Genomic DNA, 21,809 nt, shown 5'->3' with positions numbered 1-21,809 from the left:
GGGGAAATTTTCTGATAATTGATAACTGATAACTGATAACTGATAACTGATAACTGTTAACTGATAACGTGGCTTTAAAATAAAATTGAATTTTTTCGCGTTTCTTGAGGTTCAGGTTTCATTTGTAAATCTTCAATCAGTTCGGCGAGATGGTCAGATGTTGCCTGGTACATTTCCCCACAAAATTCACATTTTGCTTCTGCACCATTGTCTTTTTCAATCATATCTTGGAGTTCTTCAGTTCCAAACATTTTTAAGGCCCCTAATGCCCGTTCAAAGGAACAACTACAATCAAATCGAACCAGTTGAGATTCGGGTAAAATCACTAATCCCATATCTCCTAATAATTCTTGGAAAATATCGGGTAGGGTTTTATGGGCTCTTAACAAGGGGGTAAATCCCGATAAGCTTTGGACACGGGATTCTAATTTAGCGATCAATTCTTCATCGATAGCCGCTTTCGGTAATATTTGTAATAATAATCCTCCCGCAGCTTGCACTCCTTCTTTATCAACAAATACCCCTAAGACTAAAGCCGACGGAGTTTGTTCAGAGGTTGCTAAATAATGGGTAATATCATCGCCAATTTCACCCGAAATTAATTCAACGGTGCTGGTGTAAGGATAGCCGTAACCCACATCTCGCACGACTCGCACATAGCCTTGAGCACCCACCGCGCCCCCGACATCTAATTTTCCCAGAGCATTAGGAGGAAGTTCCACCTCTGGATTTTCCACATACCCCCGTACCGTTCCATCTAACCCCGCATCTACCAGGATTCCCCCCAAGGGGCCATCGCCTTTGATGCGGATGTTGACTCTGGATTCTGCCCGTTTCATACTTGATGCTAACAGTAATCCGGCTGCCATTGTTCGCCCTAACGCTGCTGTTGCCACATAAGACAGTTTATGTCGTTGTCTTGCTTCTTCCGTCAAACGGGTGGTAATGATGCCGACTGCCCGAATTCCCCCATCTGCGGCTGTTGCCCGAATTAGTTGATCTGCCATGTTTACAGTTTTTAACAATTTGTACCTGCTCCCATTTTATCGGGTGTCAGGTCTGTGGAACAGGCATCTTGCCTGTAAAGTAGGGTTTTGAGTGTCAGTAGAAGATGATTTTGATAGAATAAATCATACCGTTATTTAAACTTGTGAAATTGTTATGCTCGGTACGTTTCAACACAGTAGTCTCCGTATTGAAGTCAATGCCAAAGAAACTGATATTCGAGACAGTTTAATGCGTCCGAGTCAGTTGCAAAAATGGTTATGGCCTCAACAATTTAATCCTGGACTTCCTGAACAATTTCAACCGGGATTAACCTTTACCACTTCCCTCGGCCCTGTTACAATTCAACATTATGTTGATGTTGCTCAACCCAATTGTTTAAGGCTATTATTGAGTCGAGGAATTGATGGGTTTCATGAATGGTATTGGGGGGAAGGTTGGGTACAATCTCGTTTAGAAGGAATTTCGGTATTACCTTTAAATTTAGGTCAAACGATGAATTTAATGCGGTTACGGGAATTTTTAACCCATAAAAACTAACCGTTAACGGTGTTTATGAAAGAGCCGAAAAAAAGGTTTTAAGGGCTAACCCTAAAACGGTTAACATAAACAATCGTTTAATCCAAAGATTACTCATATTAAGGGCAATTTTTGCCCCTAATATTCCTCCCATAAACATTGTTAAACTCAGGACAATTCCCAAGGGATAATTAACAATTCCGTGGGCGGTAAAAATTAAAGTAGCCACTAAGGAGGAAAAGATATTAATTACTTTTGTCGTCGCCACTGCTTCAATAAAGGTTTGATGAAATAGCATGACATAACTCGCCGTTAGTAGGGTGACATAACCCCCACTAAAAAAACCTCCATAAATTCCTAATAAAAATGTTCCTAGATATCCTAAGTTTTCTGATAACTTTGAAGCAGGTTCTGGGTGAGGTTTAATTCCGCTTTGGGGATTTAAAAATACAAAAATTGCGATCGCCACCATCAACAAAGAAATGATCAACGATAGGGTATTTTTAGAAATTGTAAAAACTAAAAAAGCTCCTAAAATTGAACCTAATATTGTTAAAAAAATTAAACTCGGTAAACGCTGACTATTCAGTTTTTTCTCTTTGATAAAGGGGATAGTTCCCCCTAAACTTAGAAAGGTTAATGCTAACATATTAGTAGCGATCGCAATGTCGGGTTCTATTCCCATTTGTAGCATTACAGGGACAGTAATTAAAGACGTACAACCCGTGACAACGCTAATTACACCTGTGAAGAAAAAGACTAAAATTAGAATTAGTAAAGCGAAGGGAGTGAGTAAATCTTCCATCTTATCAAAATTATTTGATATAATCAGAATTTCAGTAATCAGTCATCAGAGTCTATCACAATCTTTCGGGATTCAATTTCTTGGATAAAAATCTTTAAACTTGGATTATTGGGATAATGTTTTATCAAAATTTTACGTTTACTGTAGGCTTTAGAAACGATTCTATAATATTCAGGATTTTTAGCGTTCTTATCAATTGTAAAATCTTCTTTAATATTAAGAGCTTGATTTAACGTACCTAAACAACTTTTGATTTTCTGCTTCTTCTTTTTTTCCGTATAGTAAAGAGGAAGTAACCAACATTCAATAGTATGAACAGCTATAGCAAAAATAATTTTATCATAATATTTGCTATAAAAATCTTCCCCTATTAAACTCTTGAATTCTTCTTTGACTTTTTCTATTAATTGTTCTGGACTCAATTCTACACCATTCTCATCACGATGAGAAATACTATTATATCCGTCTAAAACATCAGTATCAATGTGAATAATCACATACTTATTAAATTGAAAAGCTTGTTTAAAATATTCGGACTTACAATATTCAAAAACCAGTGTCCAACCTCCATGACCTGATTTATTATCATTATCCTTATCTCTTTCAGGTTGAAGAGGGTTAACAATTAAATCATTTGTGTCAAAATACCCGCTTAAAATATTCTCAATGACAATCTGATCTGTAAGTCCTTCAGTAATTAATCCAAAAGTAATCATAACTAAAAATTTTTAGGTAATCCCCCAATATAACCGCGTAAAAATGCTTCTGATAATCTCACAGGTTCCTGTCCCTCCAGAGGTTTTGGAGGTGAAATCCTTGTTGCTCTAGTATAACCTAATCGATTACGGTAAATGACAAAAAGTCTTTGTTCATCATCCTTCAAATCTAATCCATCTAAAATAGCAGGATTATGAGTGGTAAAAATAACTTGTCGATCATATTTTTTTGCTAACTGTACTAATTCTTTAACTAACCGACGTCCCAATCTGGGATTTAGGGAAACATCAATATTATCGACTGCAAAAAATTTAGGGGTATTATCACTGATAAACAGACAAAAGTAAAACAGTAAAAATAAAAATCCTTCATTAGAACTATTTTGATCAAAGTATTTTTGTTTTCCTAAAAGGTATCGATCAGCTATTTTAATATTTTTTTGATTCCGCGATAATTCATCAGGAATTTTGAAATCTTCAACCCAATCTATAAGCTGCATTTTTTGTTTTATTTCTTTAATTTTATCTTGATTGTTATCCAAACTTAAAACTGTTAGTAGTTTAAATAGTCCTTCTCCTTGAATTCCCAAAGGTTCAATTTGACCTTCTTCTTTAAAAATTCGTAAACTGGAGTTCTCTGGAGAAAAAATCAAAAAATTTTTTAAAGTTAAATTATTAGGATTTTTTAGGATATACTCTTTTACGTTTTGTTTAACATAATCTGCTTCTGATAGAGAAAAAATACCATCATTTTCAAAACCTTGATAAAATAACGTGCTTATCATCTTAATTTTAAGGATTTCCTCTGAAATTTCCGAAATATTACTAACCCAACTAGAGTAGGGTTTCCCATCATGTTGTAAATTATAGGTAATAATCTTATCGTTTTGAAACTGGAAAGATGTTTCAATTTCTGGGTTAAGATCATCAGAATTAAAAGCGGATCGCATGAATTGAGGTTCCGTTATTCTAATTCCTCTGGATGCTAAAAACTCATGATCGAGTTTATCACTTGCTGCGGCTGAACTTAACGCGATCGCTTCCAAGATATTCGTTTTTCCACAACCATTTTCACCAATCAAAACCGTTACCCTTCCCAGTTTAAGTTTTAACTGTTCAATGGATTTAAAATTTTTGATAGTAATTTCTTGAATCATGACCATCTTCCCGTTTCAGATTTAAAGAATTTATAGAGAATTGATTTTTAGCTTTCTTTAGAGAAAGTTTGTTTTTAATCATTATATCATAAATTTTGAAGATTGTTAATCGCTTTGAGACAGAATTAAGTTTAAAATATTCATTTCCTTAGAGTGAAACAGTTGATTTTCGTTAAACAAATTTTTACCGAGTTTATCCATTGAGTTTGTATTAAACACAACATAAGGAATATTTTGATAATTAGCATCAATGGGTAAGATATTATCCGCAGAAGCGAGAGAATAAACCCAGTGTCTTAGAATTTCCTGAAAGGTGGAAGGTAACAACTTGTGATGACTTAAAAAGTATTCCTCTAATTCAGAAAAGGTTAAAAAAGTTTGAATGGGAAACGCATAATAGCGATCGCAGCTTTTAGAAGTTTGCATAACTTGTTGAGATCGCCCTTTAACCTCTATTAAATTATAAGCTAATTCCAAAGCAAAAGGAACAAGTGTCTTAATTTGTTTGGGGGAATTTCCCTTTATTAAACTCCACAATTGTTGAATAAAATTGCTATTTTCTAAAGCAAAAATCCGAGATAAATCAATATAATTAATTTCCCTAACCGTTTTTTCTAATAACGGAATAATCAATAAACTTCCTCGCACATAGGTTTTTTCTAAGGGGGGAAGATCCAAAAATTGATCTAAACTTTTTTCCAATTTAGATAAAATTTCCGATCCCAAAGATAAATAAGATACTTCCTGTTGAGTTTTAGAGGTGACAGGAGGACGATAAATTTCTATTTTTTGAGCGGATAATAAATTTAATAACCCTTGGGAAATCTCCTTTAAGCGTTGATCTTGACGACGCTTTTTAGACTCTTTTACAACTTCCTGATATAAAGTTACCATTGACCCTAAAAAACTATCTCCCCCTTGTTTAATCCACTTTCCTCCAATGGGAATCATCACATAATGTTGAAATCCAATTTGACCCGATCCCACAATTCGAGTCATAATTGATGCTTTTAAAATAATCAGAATATTCAACGCACTTAAACAGGATTCTTGTAAAGAAATTTTAGCTAATTCCTGAGATTCTGCTGGAGATAAAGGGTGATTATCTTGATCAACTTTAGGGGTAAAATAGATAGCTTTATCTGATAGATAAAACTTAATAAATTTTTCCCCTTGATCTAAACTTCCCCCGCGACCTCTATAGATCACTTGAATAATTTCCATTAAATTTTGTTCAATTTGAAACCCTGGAATTTCCACTAGAATAAATCGTGTATTCGGGAAGGATAAACCGCGAGATGCGGAAGCCGTCATAAAAATAACCTTAACGCTATCCTTGAATTGTTGAATCTTGGCGATTTCCTCCTCAGAAAGACTCGCATGGATTTCTAAGTAATCTTTTTCGACTTCAAATTGAGCAATTTCTTTTATAATTAGATCAATGAGTTTTTTAAGTTTTTCCTTATTTTGAATATAAACAATAATTTGACCTTTGTTTTGATTTAACCGTTGCAAAATATCCCTTTTAATGATATCGATCATGGGGTTAATTAACGTTGAATCATCTTCGTTATTTTCTAGGTCACTGACTGAGTGAATCAAAACCTGATAATCTATTGTTAATTGAGAAGCGGGATAAGAATTTGCATTAATTAAAGTTGCTGAATATTGATTTAAAAAATTAAAGTTATCGATCCATAAACACTGCTCTTTGGTAGGGGAAACCTGTCGGACAAAAATTTTATCTGCTTGGACATTTTGATCGGATAAATGACTTTCAACCACATCCTTTAAGGTTAAAGAAGCATCCGCAGTAATCACTTTGATATTAAACCCATAGTCAGGATTTAATAAGTCGTATTCCTTAATAAATTTTATAATTCCATGTAAAAAAGCAACCCCTTCTGATGATCCGGTAATTTCATCAATCATAATAAAAATATTTTTTAACCGTTGGGAAAGTGCTTTCATTTTTTCAGGAATCACACCAGGGGGTTTTTTAGAGGAATTATAAACACTGCTAAAAATTCCCTTTAAATGTTTTAAGGTATTTCCTGATCTTGTTTCTTTTAACGATTGAATTGATGCGGTCGCAATGATATTATTTGGAAATTGATCGGGATGAATTAAACAAGTATGAATGGCTTCCGATAAACTCGCTAAAACGCCTGCTTGATTTCGCGGTTTTACTTCTAAAATTTCTTCGGAATTTCGCCCAAATCGTTGAGAAGATTTCAGATGATAATCGCGCTCTAAACTAGGTTTTAAAAACTTAACTTTTCCGATTTGTACATCTTCGGAAAATCGATGATAATAAGATTCAACCGCACAACCACCTTTTTGTTCCTTTAAAATCATCGCATTGGTATTTAAACAAATAATCTGATCAGATTTTAACTTTTGGGTTGAAGGGTCTCTAAATTTTTCCACAATATCCCGATTTACTTGAATCCGAGGACTGACATAAAATAATAGTGTTCCGTCTTCTAAATGGTTTAAAATATAGTTAGCAACAGCAGTAGTTTTACCAATTCCGGGGTTTCCTGTGAGGAATAAATAAGAGATTGTTGGGTCAGAAAGCGATCGCTGAATTAACGCCGCATGAGCATCTCTTAACGATAAGTTAGATTGAGTTAAATTAAGCGATCGCTGTAACGAATGAGAAATCTGATCGGCGGTATTAAAAAAATCTGATTCCGCCACATTTAACACTTCTTGATGATGAATGGCTGTAATCACATTAGGTTTTGCTTGAAGGATTTGATCAACAAATTCACCTCCATTTTTAAAGCTTCTGGCGGCGTTACTCTGAATCACATTTAACACTTTTTTGCGGTTTTCTCGGATTTCTGAAGTTCCTTTATTTTGATAAATTTTATGACAGGTTTTTAAAATATTTAAGGATTCTTTACCTGGTTTTTCATCCGTATTTAAAGAAATTCCATTAATCAGGCGATCGCTATATCCAAAACAGTTAAATTTGACTGGATCATCCGATTTTAAATACTGTTCATCTAAGAGAAACTGATAAAAACTCCAAGCATAACTACAAGCTTGAATGACTTTTACAGCTTCTTTATCCTTCGTCGCAAAAGCAGAAAAATAGCGTTCTAGTTTTTGAGAATAAACCTTGTAATTTTCCGACGATCCCGTATCAATTTCCAATCCACAAAACCGAGATTTAGATCGAATATAGTTTAACTCTTGTTTTAAGAGATGTTTGAGGGTCTCAATATTTTTAATATTTTGAATGGAATAAATAGCGGAAGTCGTAAACGTGGACAAATCTACCACTAAAATTCGATATTCGTCAAAACAACGTGTTAATAATAAGGTATCGGCCTTTAAAAATTCCCCAGTCTGTTTATATCGAGAAATATCAACATTTTTAAACCCTTGAGTTTCTAAAATTTCTCGATAAGCATCGGCTTCACTTTTTTCAATCAGATTAAAGCAGTTATTATTATAAAAATCACATTGAAAATAGAGAATCTCGATTTCTGGCGAATATCTCCATCCGGTTGCTTCTCGATATTCTCGAATAAAACTGACTCCTGATGTCCAGCCTTTTTGTAAAAACAGTTTCACCCAAATCGCAATTGTATTTCGATCCGCTTGATCCAAAATACAATTTTCATTGGCAAGTTTTTGACTGATTTGATATAAATATAATTGGCTGAGGGGAGTTCGATAAATGTCCCCATAGGATTGTTTGAATTGAGTTTGCTTAAAATAAGTCAAAATCCCCAGATTAAACCCAATTTCAAATACTCGACCTAATTCTATTCCTAATTTATGACTCATAAATTGCACTCCTGACATGGGTTAAAAAGGCTAAAGTATTAAATTTAATATTTTTTTCTGAGTAAGCAAAGGTCGAAATCGTTCCAATTCCTTGATCTCCGATGAGTTGGTCATAGGGATTTAGTTTTAACATAATATTATTTTTTTGGAATTCATAACTTTTTTCATAGCGGGAAAAATGAAACAACAGAATATAGTTTAAAATCGTTTGCTGTAGAGAAGATTCTGAGTCTAATAACCCTGAAATAATATCTTTTGTATGAGCATCATCATAAATATTTAATAAAGTGCTATAACAAACAACACTATTAAAAAATGATTTCTTAGGATCAATTGTTACTCCTGTAAATAAATTTAAAAATACTTTTGTTCTTTGACTGGGATCATTTGACAATTTCTTCAATTCTTCAACATCAGGAATATAGAAAGAGTCTACATTTTTGTCTTTCAAATTTAAGGCGGGGTAGGTATCCATAAACACAGGATACAGTTTAATTTCTGGTTTATCTTTTTTGAGATATTGAATTACTGCTTCCGACATAAAAAATAAAGAATCGGGATCGGTTTCTGATTGAATTAACCCTAAACGTCTGCTATAGGGTGCTTTTGCGATATATAAAAAGTGTCGATATCCTTGTTGTTCATACAATGTTGTGATCGCATCCCGAATCACGCTGGGTTTTTGATACAATTCTTCATGCTTTTGATTATCAGAAAAGGTTCTAAAGTTATTAATTTGAATCACATCGTCGGTATTGGGATCTTTTTCAATTAAAATAATCTCACCATAAATATTAGAAATTCGATGAGTTTGGTCGGGTTCATTCCAAATTGCATCACTCAACCAACTGGAAACAACAATAATTGCTAATTTATCCAATTGAGGTTTGAAATCACTTTTAAATTTAAACCGTTTGGGAAGCAGAGAATAGAGGGAAGATAAGGCATTTTTGACTCGAAAGTCAAAACCTTCAGTATCAGCAACATTTAATCCTTGATCATTAGCTAAACAATCTCGTCGTAAAAGATGAGTTAAAGATCGAGTTAGACTATTTAAGTATTTTTCATCTTCGCTATTATCTTCTAGGGATTTTAGGTGAAATCGGAAAATGGGAATAAATAAATTTTCATCTTTGAGGGTATTTTGACAAATATTAATACACAAGTAAGTTAATAAACTAAATACTTGACGGTAGATTCTGGCTGCGGGAGATTGAATATTGTTAAAGATAGTTTCTTTCAGTTCTTTAATGTTATAATAAACAGCAATAATTTTTTGATTTTTGAAATGGTTTTCATAGATATGATGAGCTTTAAACTTTTCTCCAGCTTGGGGATTTTCTTGAGCTTTAAAAGGTCGAATAGGATAAAATACCACAGGTAACGCCTGAATCTCATTGATATTATATCTGAGGGCGAATTCTTGTTTTTCCGCCAAGGTGAAATAACGAATATCATTAAAATTGAACGTTACTTCTAGGGAAGCTAAGGAGTTTTCACTAAGTTGATTCTCTTGAACTTCTAAATAGGCTAATGCTTCTCTAGCAGATGCTTTTGAACGAATAGGATCAGTATTTTCTAAATTAATTACAAAAAAGTTTTGATCATTAATAATATCCCTGGCTTTAGATTGTAATAAGTCTCGATGTAGACGCAACTTAACAGTTTTAGGGGAATAGGTAAGAATGCTTTTTTGTTTCAGGAAACTCTGTAAAAATATTTTTAATCGATTCAATTTTTGGCTGACGTTCCAAGACGAATTAGCGATTTTAGTTTTAATGGTTAACAAAAGAGCGTTGATATCTTCCTGGGTTGAAGTCTGAGATTGAAAAATCCTTAAAACGTTCTGTTCAAATGCAGAAATCGGGTTATAATCCTCATCGGGTATTTCTCCGGTTTCATCAACAGCAAAAATCAGATAATAAAGACAAGCAGTTCTTAAGACTCTGCTTTTAAAACTTTTGGCTTTTCCTGTATTTTGTAAGGTTTCTCGATGTCGAGGACTGGTGGGATCAATTTCTGTGATATGATAATCTAAGGAGGATTTTTCCTGATAGGCATTAACCGCACCATTCAGTTTTAAACGCACCCCTAAATTAAATTCTTTAAAATTATCATTGTTGCGATTATAACTTTCTCCAATAACTCCTTCATAATCAGGAATAATCGGTAAAATATCAAAAGCATCCGCTTGGGAAAAAGCCGTTCTTAAATTAACAGTTTCTCCTAAATAAGTGACTTCATAATGAGCATTATCTAAATCGGGATTATTAATATATTCAATGACAATTTTTAAACGGTTAATCAAAGTTTGTAAAACATTTAATTCAGGAGACTCTGAACCCGAATGAGTGCTTTTCCATCCTTGCTTTAAATAGTCTAAATAATCGATTTTTAGATCTCGCAGCAAACGGGGTAATGCTTCGATATCAATAATACTTTTGAGTTTAAATAAACTGGAGTTGGGTCGAGATGATAATTCATTCAGTAACGCATTGAGCTCCTGTCTTTCCCTAGAGTTATCCTCAGTAATCGTTTCAATATAACGTTTAATATTTTCTGATAAATGTTGCTCAAAATTTCCTAAACCTGTAAACCGAACATTCAAATGATGGGCTTTAATAATTGAATCACCGCCGGGACTACGATTCGGTGTAAAACTATTTTCTATGATTAATCTTTGGGAATTAAAAGAGTAGTTTTTTTTCAAAGGATATTGAAAAGGGAGGGAGGCTTTATCGCCATCAAATTCAGTAATATTTTGACAAATATTTCGGAGAATTTCTTGAGGTTCTTGATGTTTACAGGCTTGGTTTAACCGTTGTTTTAATAAACTGTGAATTTCTTTAATTTTAGCATAAAAATGACTATCGGATTTAAAATTAACTGTAGCCGCCCGAATTCCTGTGGTTTGAGTTAAAGGATTGAGGTTTTGGTTTTGAGTCGCTAATTTATAAGCTAGACGATACGCATCAATTAGAAGACGATTTTGATCGGGAGAAAGTTGAAAAATAGGGAAATTATTCTTGAGTTCTTGGAGAATTAAGTCCAATAACGGAATATAATCTAATTGAGCTAGGGGATCGGAGTTTTCTTTAAGAGTGTGTTGATCGCTCATTCTCAAAATCTGTCATCATTATAAAATCTGTATCTATATTACAATCTCTTGTGGGAACTGTAAAGTCTAAATTAACAGAAAAACGATTAACAAATTAGATATAATATAGAATAGAGGTTAACTTCTGGGCCAACCCTTTCTTTTGGGTTAGATTAATTTTCACCCCTAGCTTTTATTATTAACGGTTATGATTACGGTAAACTCGACATTAACTCCCCTATTAGGGTCATCTTTAGAACAACTCACCGACTGGGTACAACAACAGGGACAACCTGCTTATCGAGGTAAGCAATTATATGATTGGATTTATCAGAAAGGGGCGAAATCTTTAGGAGAAATTACCGTATTTCCGAAACAATGGCGCGAGACCGTTGGCAATGTTGAGATTGGTCGATCTAATATTCATTATAAAGCGATCGCTCCCGATAAAACCATTAAATATTTATTAAAATTAGCCGATGGTCAAATTATTGAAACCGTTGGAATTCCCACCGAAAAACGCTTAACGGTTTGTGTGTCTTCCCAAGTCGGTTGTCCAATGGCGTGCGATTTTTGTGCGACGGGAAAAGGCGGTTTTACTCGCAATTTAGAAGCCTATGAAATTATTGATCAAGTGTTAACCGTCCAGGAAGATTTTCAACGGCGAGTCAGTCATATTGTATTTATGGGAATGGGAGAACCCTTATTAAATATTAATAATGTCGTTGCGGCGATTAAATCCCTCAATCAAGATGTGGGAATTGGACAACGAATGATGACGGTTTCGACTGTTGGTTTACGAGGAAAAATTCGAGAATTAGCCGAGTATGACTTACAAGTCACATTAGCCGTTAGTTTACACGCTTCCTATCAAAATATTCGAGAAGAATTAATCCCCAGCGCCAAAACCTATCCCCTATCTCAATTATTTGCTGAATGTCGAGACTATGTAAAATTAACCGGAAGAAGAATCAGTTTTGAATATATTCTCTTAGCGGGATTAAATGATTTACCCGAACACGCTATTGAATTAGCGAGTCAATTAAGAGGGTTTCAAAGTCATGTTAATTTAATTCCCTATAACCCGATTCAAGAAGTTGACTATAAACGACCGGATACTCAACGAATTAATCAGTTTATGGATATCCTAAAACAGCGTAATATAGCGGTGAGTGTCCGTTATTCCAGAGGCTTAGAAGCAGATGCAGCTTGTGGACAATTACGCGCTTCTAAGGTGTAAAATTGTTCTTATTAAAAAATATTAACAAGAGAGAAAAATGGTAAATTCTACTGAAATTTATGATGTTTTGATTGTCGGTGCTGGGCCAGTTGGATTAGCAACAGCACTCGGTTTGCGTCAACGAGGAATTCACAATATTTTAGTCATTGATCAAACTCATAATTTTCGTCCGGTGGGTCAAGTTTTAGATCTTCTTCCTAATGGTTTAAAAGCCTTAAATTGTATTCAAACTCAAGCTTATGAAGCCATAACAACAGGCGAAATCAGGTTTTCTCCTGCAAATTTTAGTCCCAATAATCAGCCTAAAATTTTGCCAGAATGGGTACAAAAAAATACCAACGGAAAACGGATTTCAGCAATTCCCTTAAGTTTTGAACATTGGTTCAATCTTTATGGAGAAGGTCGAGTTTCTATGGCTTGGTATGAGTTACAAACCTGTTTAAGAAACTTGCTTCCTGACAATCTAGTTAAAGTCAATCATCGTTGTGTTAATATAGTAGATGAGCCAGAATTAGGCTGTGTTAGAATAGACTGTATTTGTGATCGAGAAATCGAAGCAAATCCCTATGCTCATTGGGAACAAGAACAGCCTCAAAATCCTCTTATTTCTCAAGATTTAGAACCGTTAAACCCCTCCTTTCAACTTCAATCATTTCGAGCTAAAATTGTGATAGCTGCGGATGGAATTAACTCTAGGATTCGTCAAGTTTTATATGAGAATACACCCTACCAATCTGTCGCTAAACCTGAATATTCTGGGTTTTCAGCGATTGGATGTACACACATCACGGACATTCCCCCATCCTTAAGAACAGAACTAGAAGAAACCTTTTTTTCTGATTGTCGAATTGTTACCCTAATTCAGGATAAAATTACTCCAAATTGTCAGAGTTTAGACAAACCTAGAATGATTTTACTCAATAGACCAACGGGTGAAATCGGCTATCTTCTCCATGCTGCTTTACCTTTAGAAACTCTCGAACAATGTTCAGGAAATTCATTAATTAATTTAGCCATAACCGATTTAAAAAAAGCCAATTTCCCCGATAATCTTCAACAGTTAGTGGGTTTATCTTCCTTGAAAACCCTATACAAACGTCCCTATTATATTCATCGAGTTATAATTTATAATCAACTCAAATTTCCCTCATCTGCTCATCTTTATGCTCCTGATTCTCATGTAGAAATGCAACCCTTTTGGAGTCAAGGACGAGTGGTATTAGTCGGGGATGCTATTCATGGAATGCCACCTTTTGCGGCTCAAGGCGTTAATCAGGGGTTTGAAGATGCTTTAGTAATGGTTACTTTACTTGAGGAATTAGCTAAAAATAATCATTGGAATTATTCTGATAAAATCACACAATGTTTTCAAACCTACGAAGAATTTCGCCGTCCTTTTATGGCTAAAATTCAACAAGCAACCTTAGAACGATTGGAATGGTCAGAAACACAATTATTGGAATATAACCAAGCGGTTTATGGAAGAAATTTTCAGGATATTATTAAACAGCTTAAAGCATCAGGTTAGAAACCAGATTCCTCAGATCTTGTGCGTCAGTCTTAACTTTGTTCCCATGAACAATTTTATCAAGATTTTATACGGAATTTTAATAAATAATATGAATTTGTTTTCTCATATCTATAGGGTTGACATCTACTGGACTCCTGGCTATAGTTAATGCAGACCAATATAATTTTATAGCATGAAGCTAAGATATCGATACAGAATCTACCCAACAGACCAACAAAAGAGGCTAATATCTCAACTATTTGGCTGTTGTCGGGTGGTTTTTAACGATGCCTTGGCTTACTGTCAAGAACAATACCGTGCGGGTAACAAAAAACCTAATAGCAAGGAACTTTCTAAAAGGCTAACAGACCTCAAAAAGACAACTGAAAAGCAATGGTTAACAGAAGTTTCTTCTATTCCCTTGCAACAGTCTTTAAGAGATTTAGAACAAGCTTACTCCAACTTTTTCAAATCCTGTAAAGGACAAAGGAAAGGCAAGAAAGTTAAACCTCCTAAATTTAAAAAACGTAAATCTAAGCAATCAGCTAGATTTATGGATAACGGTTTTAAACTCTACCCTAATTCAGATTACATTTACATCGCTAAAATCGGTGATATTAAAGTAGTCTGGAGTAGAGAATTACCCGCAGTCCCTTCCAGCACTACCTTGATTAAGGATAGTGCTGATAGGTATTTTGTGAGTTTTGTCGTTGAGTTTAATCCTCAACCCTTACCTGAAAACCAAAATTCTGTAGGAATTGATTTAGGGATCACCGATTTTGCCACATTGAGCAACGGTGAAAAAGTTAAATCTCCTAAACCTTTAAAGAAACAATTAAAGCGTTTACGGAGATTACAACGGAATTTGTCAAGAAAACAGAAAGGTAGCAACAGAAGGGAAGTTGCTAGACAGAAACTAGCCAGACTTCATGCTAAGATTTCTGATACCAGAAACGATTTTCTTCATCAGTTGTCAACCCGGATTATTCGTGAAAATCAAACGATAGTCTTGGAAGACTTAAACGTTTCAGGGATGATGAAAAACCGGAAATTAGCCCGTGCTATTTCAGATTTAGGTTGGCAGTATTTTAGAACAATGCTAGAAGCTAAGTCTGTTATGTACGGACGTGATTTTCGTGTCATTGATAGATGGATTCCCACTTCTCAACTTTGTTCTTGCTGCGGTTTTCGGGGTGGCAAAAAAGAATTAAATATTAGAGAATGGATTTGTTTAAATTGTGGTACTTCTCATGATCGAGATATTAACGCCGCAATGAATATCAAGGTCGCCGGAGGGCTTTCGGAGACTTTAAACAGATGTGGAGAGAAGGTCAGACTTTCTGTCAAGAAAGCGCATCTCAGTGAAGCGTCAACCCGTCCAATATTTAAGCAGTTGTCAATATTTGATCTGCTAAAATAGATGGAATCCCCGTGCGTTCACCCCGGGGCGGATGTCAAAAACTCGATTCTGAGTCAGGAGCAATTTCTAATCCTGGTATTTGTCTCATTTGTTGCTGTTCTGTAATTAAATCGGATAAAGAATCAATATTAACTCCAATTCGTTGACAGGCGCTTTGAAGTGCATCCATAAACTGATCCACATCATCGCCATAACCAGAGAGTTTAGCCGCATTAGCAACGCCTTGTTTAGCATTAGCTTTTGCACAATCAATTAATTCTAGGTCGGTGAGGGGTTTTGCTTGACTCATTGTTAAAACGTTTAATCCTAATAACATTATAACTTAACGTTGCCTAAAATCACTCCATCTTCCGAGAGAAGGTTGAGTTATTTTAGCTGAATTTGTGCTTAATTGGCATCTTCAAATTTATATCCTACCCCTGTGACAGTTTTAATAAAACTGGGGTGGGAGGGGTCAGGTTCAATTTTTTTACGCAGTCTGGCGACATGGGTATCGACAACCCGTTCATCGCCAAAAAAATCATCTCCCCAAAGTTTATCAATCAGTTGGGTACGACTCCAAACCCGACCCGGATAACTTAGAAATGTAGATAATAAATTAAACTCTAAAGTAGTTAAATCTAAATTTTCCGTATCCCCTGATTCTAATTGACGGCTGGCGGTTCTTTGATCTAAATCCAGTAAAAAATGGGGGGTTTGATACATTTGATTTTGTTGACCCCCTTGGCGCAAACTTCGTCTTAATAAAGCTCTGACTCTAGCCACTAATTCCCTCGGACTAAAGGGTTTTACAAAATAATCATCTGCCCCAGTTGATAAACCAATAATTCGATCCAGTTCTTCTCCTTTAGCCGTTAACATTAAAATATACGGATCTTTTTGTCCGGGTTTTTGGCGAATTCTAGCACAAACTTCTAATCCATCTAACCCCGGAATCATTAAATCTAAAATAATTAAATCCGGTTGCAATTCTTGAAATTTTTGTAAAGCAGCTAATCCATTATTCGCAATTTGACAAGAAAATCCTTCAGCTTCTAAAGTGTGCTGAATTAATCGAGCAATTTCAGGTTCATCCTCAACAATTAAAATATCCATAAATTAAAGAAAAATCACGGATGAAAGATCAAACTGGATTAACCGATGTTGGGTCGCTTTCCCAATCCTTTGTTGCCTGATCTACAGCAGCCTCAATCTGCTCAGAACATTCCAGGTGCAGGTTGCGATCGCCAAAAGGTGCATCGACCCAATCACAATGGTGGGGTTGATCACTTCCCGGATAACGATTCGGTTGAAAAAATCGACAAGTTACACACATTTTCGAGATCGGAATTTGACCTGCTTGTTGCAACTTACGAATCATTTTAATTAATCCGCGTAAGAAAACGGTCTGCTCGAGTTCAGATAGCTCTCCTACCGCATCCAGGAATAAATCAGACCAGCAAGACGTTTGTGCAGCCAGCTTTTGGCCTTTTGGAGTCAGGGTAATCGTGATGGCTCGTCCATCCTGGGGCGATCGCACTTTTTGCACCAAACCTTTTTCATCCAATACCCGCACCGCATCACTAGCAGTCGCTGGGGTGACGGCTAAACCCTCTGCTACAGCAGCCAAACCCATCCCCTCATCGCCTTGGGCTTGTAACAAGGATAAAATTTGGGCTTGAGTGGGTGAAACTCCATGTTGTCCAGCATCCTGCCAGGATTGACTTTTGAGGGCTAGACTAATCTTAGAAAGCCCGACAAGAATACGTTCTTCTGTTGAGTCATGATCAGAATGATTCATGATGTCCAGACCCCTCTATATGACGTCTAGTGGTTAAGAATAATTTAAGGCTTAGAGCCAGTGTTTAGGATAACTTCTACCGGGTGCAACGTTATTAAACACAAAAGTCCAGAGAACAATAATAACCGATCCCGCTAATACAGGAGTGAATAAGAACTTCCACGATACACCACTCATCACCCCAATCAACGCCACAGCACCCGACGGCGGATGAATGGTTCGTGTTAGTTTCATCAGCTTAATCGTCGTTGCTACGGCTAAAGCCATTACCCAAGGAGCCGTACCGAAAAATTGCACCGATAAAATCGAAACCAATGCCCCCCAAAAATTACCCCCAATCACGTTTCGCGGTTGAGCCAAGGGACTATCCGGCACTCCAAACACCAAAACCGCCGTCGCGCCCATCGGGGCTGCAATCAATGGATAATGGCTATAGGTGGAAAGATAAGCCAGGGCTGCGATTCCCACAAAACTACCGAGCCAAGACAGTAACACTTGAATATAGGAAAACCGAGGTTGATAGGCACAACCCAATTTATGCGATCGCCTAACATAAACTTTCAACCGTCGAGGTCTCCTAGTATTACCTAAAAACTTAGAAACGCCCTTTTGAAGACGGATTGATGGCTTTCCCTGAATCAGTTTTTGATCACTTTTGGAGACGGAAAGTAGGGATAACTGATGCTTGCAGCGTTGCCATAAAACTACTAGAAAACCAGTCTGCATCATGCTGGAAAATAGATAGAACCTGAGTGTTAGATCTGGGCTAGTTTAAGGATTTCGGTTGGATAATTAGCACCTTCTAGCATCAGGCTTGTAATCACAGCATAGGCATCAACATTTAATCTCATGTCAGTTCTTCCTTTTTTTATTAGGACTCCTAAATATTAGGCACCCTAATTAATATCACGTCCCTCAAGGGCTGTCAACCCTCCCTAATCCCCAAACCCAGTACAGGACTGAATCTGTTAAACTAGGAAAACCTTTAATCTGAAGTTAATTCCAACCCCGACAATGCAAGACTTTTTTCAAAACATTTCTCGCTATCCCCGTTATTTTATTACCTTCACCCTGGGAATTTTCTTTTTCCTGTTTGAACGCCTAAAACCCCTTTTAAATCGTCCGGTAACAGCAATTGCACTCGTGGGTTTACTGTTTAGTGTTTTTGCCTTTACCTTTTTTACCTTACGCGCAATGTTAGGCTTAAACCCGGTTTAAAAAACGAAGGATTTTTCAACAAAAAGGGCGGGTTATTTTTTCCCTCCCTTTTTAATTTTAACTAAATTGTTTGTTGTAATTCATTCAAACGCGCTAAAACTTCTTGACTATGGATGGCTGGATTAACGCCTAGAAATGTTTCTCTTAAAATTCCATCAGGATCGATAATAAAAGTATGACGCATTGAGATAAAATTGAGCCAAGAACCATAGGCTTTACTGACAGTTCCATCAACATCTGCCAGCAGAGGAAATTTTAAACCCTCCGAGTCACAAAACTTAGCATGGGATTGAATATCATCAGCACTTACTCCTAAAATTTGTGTATTTTTAGCGAAATATTGAGGTAAGTCCTGTTGAAAACGACGGGCTTCTAAGGTACAGCCAGAGGTAAAATCTTTCGGATAAAAATAGAGAACAACCCATTGTCCGTGATAATCTGATAAAGAAATTTTTCCTTCTCCTCTATTGGTGGGTAAGGTAAAATTAGGAGCCGGTTGATTTAAGTTGGGAAGTTTCCCTCCTAACGCCCAAGCCGGCAAAGTGGAGTTCAAACTAAAAACCGCTAAACCTATAGATAAAAGGAAACTGAAAAATAAACGACGGGATATCATAAGTTTGGGATGATCACAACTCTTTACATAAGTTTACACAATCTCAGGAACATCAGGAACTTAATTTTGCATTCAGAAGTCTCAATCTTGGCAATCTTTAACTCAAAGAGCAATTTTTCTGGTAAAATATCAAGAGAAAATCAGGTTAATTTTGCCTTATTTTTCCGAGCAGTTTAGAGACTTTAACTCATTATTTTATTATGGCTGATCAACCCCAATTAACCAGTTCTGCTACCGTGATTATGGTGGTTGAAGGTTTACCCATTACCATTCAAGTTGATGGTGCAAATGCCCCCCTAACGGCTGGAAATTTTGTCGATTTAGTTGAACGAGATGTTTACGATAACACCATCTTTCATCGTGTTGTTTTAGAACCCCAACCCTTTGTTGTTCAAGGTGGCGACCCCCAAAGTAAAGATCCGAATGTTGATCCCAATACTTTAGGAAGTGGCGGTTTTATTGACCCAACCACAGGTCAAGTCCGAAATATTCCTTTAGAAATTAAACCCCAAGGGGCTACAGAACCTGTTTATAGCCAAACTTTTCAAGAAGCAGGAATTACCGTTCCTCCTGTATTAAGTAATGTACAGGGTTCAATTGCTATGGCGCGGTCTCAAGGAAACGATACAGCTTCTTCACAATTCTATATTAATTTAGTGGATAATTCCACCAATTTAGATGGGAGGTATGCCGTATTTGGAAACGTTGTTCAAGGGTTTGATATCGTCACACAAATTCGACAAGGGAATAGACTTATAGACGCAGAAGTGGTTGATGGAATTATACCGAGTCGTGTTTCTGGAGTGATTAACGATGTCAATATTCTCAACGCATTTATTAATACCATCAATCGTGCAAGTCTGCCTTTAAGTTATGCCTATCCTCGTAACCTGGATATTGATAATGTCATAACAATGACCCCAGAAATTACCCAAAATAATCCTCGTGGATTATTAACTGGAGGGGGGAATGATCTGGTGACAGGTTCCATCGGTCAAGATGTCATTAATGGAAATCAAGGGAATGATTCTCTTAATGGAAATGATGGAAATGATTATATTTTTGGGGGAAGAGATAATGATAGTTTGACCGGAGGGAAAGGGGATGATATTTTGAATGGAAATCGAGGAAATGATACGATTTTTGGTGGGGCTGGTTCAGATTTTCTGCGAGGGGGACAGGATAATGATAGTTTAAATGGAAATGAGGGCAATGATTTTCTAATCGGAGATTTAGGAACAGATACTTTAACCGGAGAAGGGGGGGCTGATATTTTTATGTTGCGAGGGGATGAAGCGACACAAGTTTTTGATGTAAATTTAGCCGATATCATTACAGACTTTAATGTTGCAGAAGGGGATAAAATTCATATCATTGATACAATTCCTTTGGCTAATTTAAGTTTTAGTGCTTCAGGAAATGACACGGTGATTCGTGTGGCTAATTCGGGCATTTTAGGCGTTGTCAAAAATGTTCAACCGAGCGTTGTACAAACGGGAATTGTGATTATACCTCCTACAGATTTAGCATTAACAATTGGTTAAGGATTCCGCAGTTAGGGTGAGTGTGTCAAGCTGATACACTCACCCCTGACAGAAATTGTTAATCCGTTTGCTCAAAACTAGAATCCGTCAAGGGTCGATTTTGACTATCTCCAAATCCAGTTGCATTTCCCACCACGATAATTAAGATAAATAAGGCCAGAATTAAAGCTCCTAATGTTCCCCAGTCTGGAGATTGTGGAGGAGGCGGTTTTTTATCTTCAGGGGGCTTTGCTGGAGCAGGTTGAGGTTTAGGGGCGTCGGTTGGGGACATAAACGGAAGGTGAAAAATCCGGTTTCTTTTTAAATTAACAAAAAAAAATCCCCACCCTAGGGTGGAGAATTGGAGCGACTCAACGGTAAAATCTAGGCGTCGCTTTCAATGTGGATGAATAATAAACCCATTACCACAACTGGCATTAACCAGCAAACCACAGGAATTAAAATCCAAGGTAAAAAAGAAGCTGCGTATGCTCCGGTCATATCAAATTCTCCTATTGAATGTTAGAAAGTTGTCAAGTTTGGCAAAAAGTGAAATTAGCTATTGACAAGGCCGCGGAAAATCGCATCAACTATGCCAAAGTTTTCCAGCAGGAAGAAGGCAACAAAAGCTCCACCCATTGCACCGACGAAGAAACCGCCAGCAAACTGACTCCAACCTTCAGAGGTTTGCAGAGAATCAGTTTCTGAACCGCCTTTTTGGAAAGTAACCAATCCGTAGGCAGATAAACAAATCGTGGCAATTAGAATTAAGGTGATCGCACTGATTAATCCCCCTAAGTTAGCGGCGGTCGCATGATCGCGTAATGGCCCAAACTTGATCCAAGGCCCCGCCAAAAAGTAACCATGAGCCATGCCGACTTCCAAGCCTCGCAGTAAAGGAGATAAGCCTTTACGATAAGCAGGTAAATTCCCAATAAATGCACGGGTAAAATCCGAATCGCTAATCGGAGTGGACAAATTGCCGACAAACGGATCACCGTTATAGGGTTTAATCAATTCTGCCATGGGGTTTCTTTCTCCTCTAATAATTGAAGAACTTGTCGCAGTTATTAAGCTCATATTTTACGCAGGGATAGGCAATCTCGTTACAGAAATCAGCATAAGCTTCAAAAAAGTTCACATCTGGGGGGGATCACTTCCGCCGTTGGGTATCTCACCGTGAAAACAAGTTAAGATTTAAGCGAGTTATCAACCCACTAAGATTGTCAGCACCCCGCTCTAAAGAGACGGGGCTTCATGCCTCCTCTTTGGATAGCTGACCAGCTATAGTCTTAACTGACTACGTTATCGGCAAGCGTTCAAGAACCCACCAATAGATGCGTAGCTAGTCTGTTGCTCTGGAACTTAAAAGTTAAACAGTTTTACGAGGGGTAAAACAGTG

At 36.6% G+C, this 21,809-nt stretch carries 20 protein-coding genes; 6 read left to right on the top strand and 14 right to left on the bottom strand.

Annotated elements, in window-relative coordinates; genetic code table 11:
• Positions 1-74: 74 nt before the first annotated feature.
• Positions 75-1,007: an Hsp33 family molecular chaperone HslO gene (gene hslO / locus IQ236_RS23995; RefSeq protein ID WP_193871614.1), complete on the bottom strand. Its 933-nt coding sequence runs from the start codon at positions 1,005-1,007 to the stop codon at positions 75-77.
• A gap of 154 nt (positions 1,008-1,161) precedes the next feature.
• Here hslO and IQ236_RS23990 point away from each other — a divergent pair, with 154 nt between their 5' ends.
• Positions 1,162-1,545: a hypothetical protein gene (locus IQ236_RS23990; RefSeq protein WP_193871613.1), complete on the top strand. Its 384-nt coding sequence runs from the start codon at positions 1,162-1,164 to the stop codon at positions 1,543-1,545.
• Between the two features lie 13 nt (positions 1,546-1,558).
• Here IQ236_RS23990 and IQ236_RS23985 read toward each other — a convergent pair whose 3' ends face one another.
• The 5 genes from IQ236_RS23985 to IQ236_RS23965 all read right to left on the bottom strand — a co-directional run bounded on the left by IQ236_RS23985 (position 1,559) and on the right by IQ236_RS23965 (position 11,124).
• Positions 1,559-2,329, bottom strand: coding sequence for a sulfite exporter TauE/SafE family protein (locus tag IQ236_RS23985; protein ID WP_193871612.1), 771 nt, complete (start codon positions 2,327-2,329; stop codon positions 1,559-1,561).
• 38 nt (positions 2,330-2,367) lie between these two features.
• Positions 2,368-3,045: a phage tail protein gene (locus IQ236_RS23980; RefSeq protein WP_193871611.1), complete on the bottom strand. Its 678-nt coding sequence runs from the start codon at positions 3,043-3,045 to the stop codon at positions 2,368-2,370.
• A 2-nt stretch (positions 3,046-3,047) separates the two neighbouring features.
• A complete protein-coding gene (locus IQ236_RS23975; RefSeq protein WP_193871610.1) occupies positions 3,048-4,202 on the bottom strand; it encodes an AAA family ATPase in 1,155 nt (384 codons plus the stop codon).
• Between the two features lie 105 nt (positions 4,203-4,307).
• Complete coding sequence (locus IQ236_RS23970) at positions 4,308-8,006, bottom strand: helicase-related protein (RefSeq protein WP_193871609.1); 3,699 nt, start codon at positions 8,004-8,006, stop codon at positions 4,308-4,310.
• Positions 7,996-11,124 (bottom strand): hypothetical protein, encoded by a 3,129-nt coding sequence (locus tag IQ236_RS23965; protein ID WP_193871608.1) that lies wholly within the window; start codon positions 11,122-11,124, stop codon positions 7,996-7,998. Before IQ236_RS23965 ends, IQ236_RS23970 begins: the two co-directional genes overlap by 11 nt.
• Before the next feature lie 187 nt (positions 11,125-11,311).
• Here IQ236_RS23965 and rlmN point away from each other — a divergent pair, with 187 nt between their 5' ends.
• From rlmN to IQ236_RS23950, 3 genes are all read left to right on the top strand, one after another.
• Complete coding sequence (rlmN, locus tag IQ236_RS23960; protein ID WP_193871607.1) at positions 11,312-12,343, top strand: 23S rRNA (adenine(2503)-C(2))-methyltransferase RlmN; 1,032 nt, start codon at positions 11,312-11,314, stop codon at positions 12,341-12,343.
• Positions 12,344-12,380: 37 nt separating this feature from the next.
• The gene (locus IQ236_RS23955; protein ID WP_193871606.1) at positions 12,381-13,871 is read left to right on the top strand and encodes an FAD-dependent oxidoreductase; all 1,491 of its coding nucleotides are present in this window, start codon (positions 12,381-12,383) and stop codon (positions 13,869-13,871) included.
• Between the two features lie 175 nt (positions 13,872-14,046).
• Positions 14,047-15,273 carry an RNA-guided endonuclease InsQ/TnpB family protein gene (locus IQ236_RS23950; RefSeq protein WP_193871605.1) on the top strand — a complete coding sequence of 409 codons (1,227 nt, stop codon included), beginning with the start codon at positions 14,047-14,049 and terminating at the stop codon, positions 15,271-15,273.
• Between the two features lie 34 nt (positions 15,274-15,307).
• On the opposite strand, the gene IQ236_RS23945 is transcribed toward IQ236_RS23950, so the two are convergent.
• The 4 genes from IQ236_RS23945 to IQ236_RS23930 form a co-directional block, all read right to left on the bottom strand.
• Entirely contained in the window at positions 15,308-15,562 is a 255-nt protein-coding gene (locus IQ236_RS23945; protein ID WP_190520332.1) for a hypothetical protein, read from the bottom strand.
• A gap of 98 nt (positions 15,563-15,660) precedes the next feature.
• The gene (locus tag IQ236_RS23940; RefSeq protein ID WP_193871604.1) at positions 15,661-16,368 is read right to left on the bottom strand and encodes a response regulator transcription factor; all 708 of its coding nucleotides are present in this window, start codon (positions 16,366-16,368) and stop codon (positions 15,661-15,663) included.
• A 28-nt stretch (positions 16,369-16,396) separates the two neighbouring features.
• Positions 16,397-17,053 (bottom strand): MarR family winged helix-turn-helix transcriptional regulator, encoded by a 657-nt coding sequence (locus IQ236_RS23935; protein ID WP_193871603.1) that lies wholly within the window; start codon positions 17,051-17,053, stop codon positions 16,397-16,399.
• Between the two features lie 51 nt (positions 17,054-17,104).
• Positions 17,105-17,782, bottom strand: a complete 678-nt coding sequence (locus IQ236_RS23930; protein WP_228041829.1) for an HPP family protein — start codon at positions 17,780-17,782, stop codon at positions 17,105-17,107.
• A gap of 285 nt (positions 17,783-18,067) precedes the next feature.
• Between IQ236_RS23930 and IQ236_RS23925 the strand changes: the two genes are divergently transcribed.
• A complete protein-coding gene (locus IQ236_RS23925; protein WP_190520330.1) occupies positions 18,068-18,271 on the top strand; it encodes a DUF751 family protein in 204 nt (67 codons plus the stop codon).
• Between the two features lie 61 nt (positions 18,272-18,332).
• Here IQ236_RS23925 and IQ236_RS23920 read toward each other — a convergent pair whose 3' ends face one another.
• Positions 18,333-18,884, bottom strand: a complete 552-nt coding sequence (locus IQ236_RS23920; RefSeq protein ID WP_193871602.1) for a peroxiredoxin — start codon at positions 18,882-18,884, stop codon at positions 18,333-18,335.
• Positions 18,885-19,084: 200 nt separating this feature from the next.
• On the opposite strand from IQ236_RS23920, the gene IQ236_RS23915 reads away from it, so the two are divergent.
• Entirely contained in the window at positions 19,085-20,428 is a 1,344-nt protein-coding gene (locus IQ236_RS23915; RefSeq protein ID WP_193871601.1) for a peptidylprolyl isomerase, read from the top strand.
• A 58-nt stretch (positions 20,429-20,486) separates the two neighbouring features.
• Here the strand turns inward: IQ236_RS23915 and IQ236_RS23910 are convergent, their stop codons facing one another.
• From IQ236_RS23910 to IQ236_RS23900, 3 genes are all read right to left on the bottom strand, one after another.
• Positions 20,487-20,699: a hypothetical protein gene (locus tag IQ236_RS23910; RefSeq protein WP_190520324.1), complete on the bottom strand. Its 213-nt coding sequence runs from the start codon at positions 20,697-20,699 to the stop codon at positions 20,487-20,489.
• Between the two features lie 92 nt (positions 20,700-20,791).
• Positions 20,792-20,908: a photosystem I reaction center subunit VIII gene (locus IQ236_RS23905; RefSeq protein ID WP_190520322.1), complete on the bottom strand. Its 117-nt coding sequence runs from the start codon at positions 20,906-20,908 to the stop codon at positions 20,792-20,794.
• Positions 20,909-20,962: 54 nt separating this feature from the next.
• Positions 20,963-21,433 carry a photosystem I reaction center protein subunit XI gene (locus IQ236_RS23900; protein ID WP_190520321.1) on the bottom strand — a complete coding sequence of 157 codons (471 nt, stop codon included), beginning with the start codon at positions 21,431-21,433 and terminating at the stop codon, positions 20,963-20,965.
• Positions 21,434-21,809 lie beyond the last annotated feature (376 nt).

The organism is Planktothrix mougeotii LEGE 06226, assembly GCF_015207485.1.
In the GTDB taxonomy this organism is placed as follows: Bacteria; Cyanobacteriota; Cyanobacteriia; order Cyanobacteriales; family Microcoleaceae; genus Planktothrix.
The sequence above is the reverse complement of the archived record's forward strand: the minus strand, read 5'-3'. Positions and strand labels throughout refer to the sequence as shown.

Coding starts and splice junctions, on each gene's coding strand:
- IQ236_RS23935 (WP_193871603.1), bottom strand. CDS start 17,053: ATGAATCATTCTGATCATGACTCAACAGAAGAACGTATTCTTGTCGGG.
- IQ236_RS23920 (WP_193871602.1), bottom strand. CDS start 18,884: ATGATATCCCGTCGTTTATTTTTCAGTTTCCTTTTATCTATAGGTTTA.
- IQ236_RS23950 (WP_193871605.1), top strand. CDS start 14,047: ATGAAGCTAAGATATCGATACAGAATCTACCCAACAGACCAACAAAAG.
- IQ236_RS23990 (WP_193871613.1), top strand. CDS start 1,162: ATGCTCGGTACGTTTCAACACAGTAGTCTCCGTATTGAAGTCAATGCC.
- IQ236_RS23945 (WP_190520332.1), bottom strand. CDS start 15,562: ATGAGTCAAGCAAAACCCCTCACCGACCTAGAATTAATTGATTGTGCA.
- IQ236_RS23980 (WP_193871611.1), bottom strand. CDS start 3,045: ATGATTACTTTTGGATTAATTACTGAAGGACTTACAGATCAGATTGTC.
- IQ236_RS23930 (WP_228041829.1), bottom strand. CDS start 17,782: ATGATGCAGACTGGTTTTCTAGTAGTTTTATGGCAACGCTGCAAGCAT.
- IQ236_RS23900 (WP_190520321.1), bottom strand. CDS start 21,433: ATGGCAGAATTGATTAAACCCTATAACGGTGATCCGTTTGTCGGCAAT.
- IQ236_RS23985 (WP_193871612.1), bottom strand. CDS start 2,329: ATGGAAGATTTACTCACTCCCTTCGCTTTACTAATTCTAATTTTAGTC.
- IQ236_RS23915 (WP_193871601.1), top strand. CDS start 19,085: ATGGCTGATCAACCCCAATTAACCAGTTCTGCTACCGTGATTATGGTG.
- IQ236_RS23910 (WP_190520324.1), bottom strand. CDS start 20,699: ATGTCCCCAACCGACGCCCCTAAACCTCAACCTGCTCCAGCAAAGCCC.
- IQ236_RS23955 (WP_193871606.1), top strand. CDS start 12,381: ATGGTAAATTCTACTGAAATTTATGATGTTTTGATTGTCGGTGCTGGG.
- hslO (WP_193871614.1), bottom strand. CDS start 1,007: ATGGCAGATCAACTAATTCGGGCAACAGCCGCAGATGGGGGAATTCGG.
- IQ236_RS23925 (WP_190520330.1), top strand. CDS start 18,068: ATGCAAGACTTTTTTCAAAACATTTCTCGCTATCCCCGTTATTTTATT.
- IQ236_RS23965 (WP_193871608.1), bottom strand. CDS start 11,124: ATGAGCGATCAACACACTCTTAAAGAAAACTCCGATCCCCTAGCTCAA.
- IQ236_RS23940 (WP_193871604.1), bottom strand. CDS start 16,368: ATGGATATTTTAATTGTTGAGGATGAACCTGAAATTGCTCGATTAATT.
- IQ236_RS23970 (WP_193871609.1), bottom strand. CDS start 8,006: ATGAGTCATAAATTAGGAATAGAATTAGGTCGAGTATTTGAAATTGGG.
- rlmN (WP_193871607.1), top strand. CDS start 11,312: ATGATTACGGTAAACTCGACATTAACTCCCCTATTAGGGTCATCTTTA.
- IQ236_RS23905 (WP_190520322.1), bottom strand. CDS start 20,908: ATGACCGGAGCATACGCAGCTTCTTTTTTACCTTGGATTTTAATTCCT.
- IQ236_RS23975 (WP_193871610.1), bottom strand. CDS start 4,202: ATGATTCAAGAAATTACTATCAAAAATTTTAAATCCATTGAACAGTTA.